The sequence below is a fragment of the Rickettsia endosymbiont of Culicoides newsteadi genome, from assembly GCF_002259525.1.
Taxonomy (GTDB): Bacteria; Pseudomonadota; Alphaproteobacteria; order Rickettsiales; family Rickettsiaceae; genus Tisiphia.
The window spans coordinates 1-4,912 of the sequence record NZ_MWZE01000095.1; the positions used below are offsets into that span (position 1 = coordinate 1).

Genomic DNA, 4,912 nt, shown 5'->3' on the forward strand with positions numbered 1-4,912 from the left:
ATTTCCTGTGACCAATAATTAGCTCCTCCACATGCCTCCATAGCTACCAATGAACTTTTATCGAGATTGCTTAAATAGGCTATTAACTCATCTCTTGTAACTTTTTGGTAACCTATTTTTTTGCCATTTTGATCGACTTGCACCAAGTGCATACTATTTTTTGCTAAATCTATTCCTATTATAGTATTTTTTATGCTATTATTTATCATGGTATGGACCTATTAATTAAATTATTATTTAATTTGGAGCAGCTGAAAACTATTTTTCAGCTGACTCCGTACAAGTAAAGCATATTTCGCTTCACTCGTCCATACCATCATTCCCGCGTAGGCGGGAATCTGGATAGCTGCTTTCGCAGGTATGACACTAAGTCAAGCAGAGGTGACATCTTTTTATAAAAATACCAAATCTAATTTGTTACCGGCAAAGCTATAAACATAGAAACACCCCTCCTCTGTACCAATAAGATTATATTTTGTTTCTTCATAGTTCTGGCATTTTCATACAACAAATTTAACTGCTCTATAGAAGCTATCGCCTTTTGATTGCATGCTACTACTAAATCACCAATTTTAAATTTGTAATTTTTTCCATCCTTAGCAAGATCAGTTACAATAATACCATTAGCTTTATTGCCAATGGCGAATTTTTGTTTAAAATTATCGGTTAAATTACTAAAAGTAATATTATTTTTTACAATAGAGGTTTTATCACTCACCTTATCGCTTGCTATTCTAGCCTCTGGTTCCTCTTCTTGACTAATCTTACCACTTAGCTCGTGATTCTTACCATCACGTACGACTACAATTTTTACCTCTTGATCAACGGTAGCTTCAGCAACCATTACCTGTAACCTTCTTGAACTTTTTACTGGTTGTCCAGCAAACTCTATTATTACATCTCCAGGCTTTATACCAAATTTCTCACCTGCACCATCTTTTTGCACTTCCACTACTAATGCTCCATAGGCTTCTTTTAACCCAAATCCTTCAGCTATTTCGTTAGTTACTTCTTGAATTATTATCCCAAGACCACCACGATTAATTTTTCCATTTTGCCTTAGTTGGTTGATAATTGATTTGGTGGTATTAGATGGAATGGCAAATCCAATACCAATATTAGTCCCAGAAGGTGAGAACATTACGGTATTGACTCCTATAACTTCACCATCAATATTAAACATTGGTCCACCGGAATTACCATTATTAATAGCCGCATCAGTTTGTATAAAATCATCTACTATACCACTATCAATATCACGCCCTTTTGAAGATATGATACCAGCAGTGACAGTTCCTCCAAGTCTACCAAAAGGATTACCGATAGCAATAACCCAATCCCCTACCCTAGCTTTACCAGAATCCCCAAATTTTACAAAAGGCAAAGGATTTTCTGCCTCAATTTTTAAAAGAGCAAGATCGGTTTTTTGATCACTACCTACTAATTTAGCTAACATTTCTCTATTATCAGTTAATTTTACGTGAATCTCATCCGCATTAGCAACTACATGATGGTTAGTAACAATAAAACCAGCCGCATCTATAATAAAACCAGAACCAAGCGGAACAGATTTAGGATTTGAATACATTTCATCAAAATTAAAAGGTAAATTAAAACGCTCCAAAAGTTCATTTAAATAATCAAACGGAAAATATTCAAAAGATTTTTTATGAAAATCTTCTGACTTTTGGCTATATTGTACGGTATAAACATTTACCACAGATGGAATAAGTGGCTCAACAATGTCGGCAAAACTATAGCGAGGAGATTCAGAGGCTTTTATTGATGATACACTAGATTCCTCAGTAGCAGCATCCTTAGTTAACGAAATTTGATTTAATGGAATATTTTCAGCAAAAATAGATGATGCCAACCATAGGCTCATCAGAAAAGCTATAAATAAATATTTTAGTAAATTATTATACTTAATAATATTTTGAACCATATCATCTATTTAATTAACTGTAAAACGTCATTACGAAAAACTGAAAATAACTAACCGTCATTGCGAGGAGACCGCAAGGTCGACGAAGCAATCCAGAAAAGTGATTAAAATAGATTGCCACGACCACTATGTGGTCTCGCAATGACATATATGTAAACCAAACGTCATCAATTAACTATTATTTCCCCAAATTTAAATATTTAAATAACTCGGCTTCTGGAGACAACACAAAAGAAGTATCCTCTTTCTTTAAAGTATTTTTATATACTTCCAACGATCTATAGAATTTATAAAATTCTGGATCAACAGAATAAGCAAGGTTATATATCTTGGCTGACTCCCTATCTCCCTCTCCTTTAATGATTTGAGATTGCATATAAGCTTCAGCAAGCAATATTTTACTTTCTTTATCAGCTCTTGATCTTATTCGAGATCCTTCTTCTTGCCCTTCAGCTCTTATTTGAGTTGCCTCTTTTTCACGAGCAGTTTGCATACGACGATAAATTGCCGCACTATTTTCTTTCGGTAAATCAGCTCTTAAAATTCTAACATCAATTACATCAAGTCCAAAATTTCTTGCCTCTTGATTAACTTGATTTAGGATATTTGACATTATCTCAGACCTCTCATTGGTAAGAAGGCTAGTTAAAGGTAATCTACCTATAACTTTTCTCATTGAAGATTCTAGGTTTTTATTAAGCCTAATTTTAACGCCCTGGTAGTTATGAACAGTTTTATAAAACATCACAGGATCAGTAATACGAAATTTGGCAAAAGCATCAACGATTACCCTTTTTCCATCAGAAGCAGTTAGCTCCTTTGCCTCTGCCTCTACGTTTAAGATACGTTTATCAAAAAACTCAACATTTTGAATAAATGGAATTTTGATATTTAATCCAGGTTTTTCAATTGTCCTTACTGCTTCACCGAATTGAAATACCACAGCAGAATAACGTTGATCAACAGTAAACAAAGCACTAATAACTGCTAAGAATAATCCAAGAGCTACAAAACTTATATAATAAATTGTCTTCATCCAGTACTACTCCTTAATTTTATTTTGCTGAATTGCCATATGCGGCAAAACGCCATTAGTACCCATAATAACCTTACTGGTATCCGTTAGAATTTTTTCTATAGCTTCTAAGTAAAGACGATCCTTAGTTATCGATTTATTAGCAACATATTGTGTATAGACAGCAGCAAATCTCTTACTATCCCCTTCAGCCTTTGAGATAACTTCTTGCCTGTAACCTTCCGCTTCTTGCAATATTCTAGCAGCTTCACCCCTTGCTTTAGGCAAAATATCATTATTATAGGATAGCGCCTGATTTATTTCCCGTTCTTTATCAGCTTTAGAAGTTTGTACATCCCTATAAGCATCGATTACTTCAACTGGTGGCTCAGCTTTTAGTAGCTGTACTTTTTCAATTTCAACACCAGCATTATAATGAACAAGGATTTCCCTGGTTAAAGCCTCAATTTTATTAGTAATTTCTTGTTTTTGGTCTGATAATATTGAGGAGATAGGGGTATTGCCGATCACTTCTCTTATCGCACTTTCAGCAACTATTTTTACCGACTCTTCTGGATTGACAATATTAAAAATATATTTTTCCAAATCGCTAATATGCCACATTACGTCACAATTTAGTGCAACAATATTCTCATCACCTGTAAGCATAGTGCTTTCAGCCATTATAGCTTTTGTATTATCCATATTAGATCTAAGGTTATTTGCCGATCTATAACCAATCTCAATTCTCCGAGATTGGTTTACCTTCTCAACTACTACCTGTTCAAATGGCAGAGGAAGGTGATAATTCAAACCAGGAGACCCTTTGCGAACAAATTGACCAAACCTCATTACGGCTGCCTCTTCGCCCTCCTTAACTTCATAAACTCCGGAAGCAAACCAAATGGCAACTAATGATAAACACACTAATATCATTATGTTGTTGTTGAAACCAAAATTATTAAAAAATTCCTGGAAATTAAACTTATTTTTTTTCCTTGGTCTAGTAAATATATTATATTCACCTTTTTCATCCTCTTCAGAATCTCCCCAAGGGGATTTTTTTAAAATTTGATTAAACATTTTATGCTATTGCTATTTTGTTAATTTGTATATTATATCACTAAATATAGTTAGCACTAATACCTTATAAAATAAATTAGGAGGCGGTCTGCGATAACTAATTAATTATATCTTGTATCTCTAACTGCGTCAAGTTCGTTACCAAAAAAACAGCAATTATAAATTCAAAAGTAAAGAATGGATCATAATATATTTGAAATTAAATCTTGACTTCTATATAAAAAAGCTATTTTATCAATTTTAATAGTTTATGTTAACTTTTTTGTTAAATTAAACATTAATTAATATTTACAAATAGGACGCGATTTTTATGAAATATTTTTCCCTTAGTTATCTTATCACTTTCTGTGCTGTTGCAAATGCTGCTGCCGGAAGGTTTTTTAACAACTCTAGCAATTTCACCAATAATACAACCCTAGACAATTATAGCCTTAATGCTATAGCCAAAAATAACCCTCACTTGCTAATTACGCATGAAACATTAGATAATGATTGGCTATTTCATCAATCCGGAGATCATGCTATAATTATTAGAGAGAATGGATTTAATATAGAGATTTTTACAAAGGAAGTAAAAAATAATACTTTTAATAAGTTGGTTTTATTGGAGAATCTAGGATACCAAGAAATAAAACAGATTATACAAGCGTGTGAAAATACTACAATTAGTGAGCTAACTGTGTCTATTCCCAACATAGACACAGAACTAGTAGTACAATTTCTACAAGAATTGCAAAAGACTAATATTACTAACTTGGTTTTTAAACCAAATAGTCTAAATACTCATGATTTACGTCAATTCGGGATAAGGTTATAATTTAGAGGAAAGTCGAAATTGCAATTTATGGAAGGTTTATTTTTCTTAAGAG

At 33.0% G+C, this 4,912-nt stretch carries 4 protein-coding genes and 1 pseudogene; 1 reads left to right on the forward strand and 4 read right to left on the reverse strand.

Annotated features, from left to right (window positions below; translation table 11 throughout):
* The 4 genes and pseudogenes from RiCNE_RS05895 to hflK form a co-directional block, all read right to left on the reverse strand.
* Positions 1 to 209 (reverse strand): annotated as a pseudogene (locus RiCNE_RS05895) (IS110 family transposase); the annotation flags it as partial.
* Between the two features lie 200 nt (positions 210 to 409).
* A complete protein-coding gene (locus tag RiCNE_RS05900) occupies positions 410 to 1,945 on the reverse strand; it encodes a Do family serine endopeptidase (protein ID WP_239832729.1) in 1,536 nt (511 codons plus the stop codon).
* Positions 1,946 to 2,123: 178 nt separating this feature from the next.
* Entirely contained in the window at positions 2,124 to 2,981 is an 858-nt protein-coding gene (gene hflC, locus RiCNE_RS05905; RefSeq protein WP_094649661.1) for a protease modulator HflC, read from the reverse strand.
* 6 nt (positions 2,982 to 2,987) lie between these two features.
* A complete protein-coding gene (gene hflK / locus RiCNE_RS05910; protein WP_094649662.1) occupies positions 2,988 to 4,043 on the reverse strand; it encodes an FtsH protease activity modulator HflK in 1,056 nt (351 codons plus the stop codon).
* 310 nt (positions 4,044 to 4,353) lie between these two features.
* On the opposite strand from hflK, the gene RiCNE_RS05915 reads away from it, so the two are divergent.
* Positions 4,354 to 4,860, forward strand: coding sequence for a hypothetical protein (locus RiCNE_RS05915; protein WP_094649663.1), 507 nt, complete (start codon positions 4,354 to 4,356; stop codon positions 4,858 to 4,860).
* Positions 4,861 to 4,912: the final 52 nt, after the last annotated feature.

Excerpts from the sequence above, each read along its gene's own strand:
- RiCNE_RS05900 (WP_239832729.1), bottom strand. The coding sequence starts at position 1,945 with ATGGTTCAAAATATTATTAAGTATAATAATTTACTAAAATATTTATTT.
- hflC (WP_094649661.1), bottom strand. The coding sequence starts at position 2,981 with ATGAAGACAATTTATTATATAAGTTTTGTAGCTCTTGGATTATTCTTA.
- hflK (WP_094649662.1), bottom strand. The coding sequence starts at position 4,043 with ATGTTTAATCAAATTTTAAAAAAATCCCCTTGGGGAGATTCTGAAGAG.
- RiCNE_RS05915 (WP_094649663.1), top strand. The coding sequence starts at position 4,354 with ATGAAATATTTTTCCCTTAGTTATCTTATCACTTTCTGTGCTGTTGCA.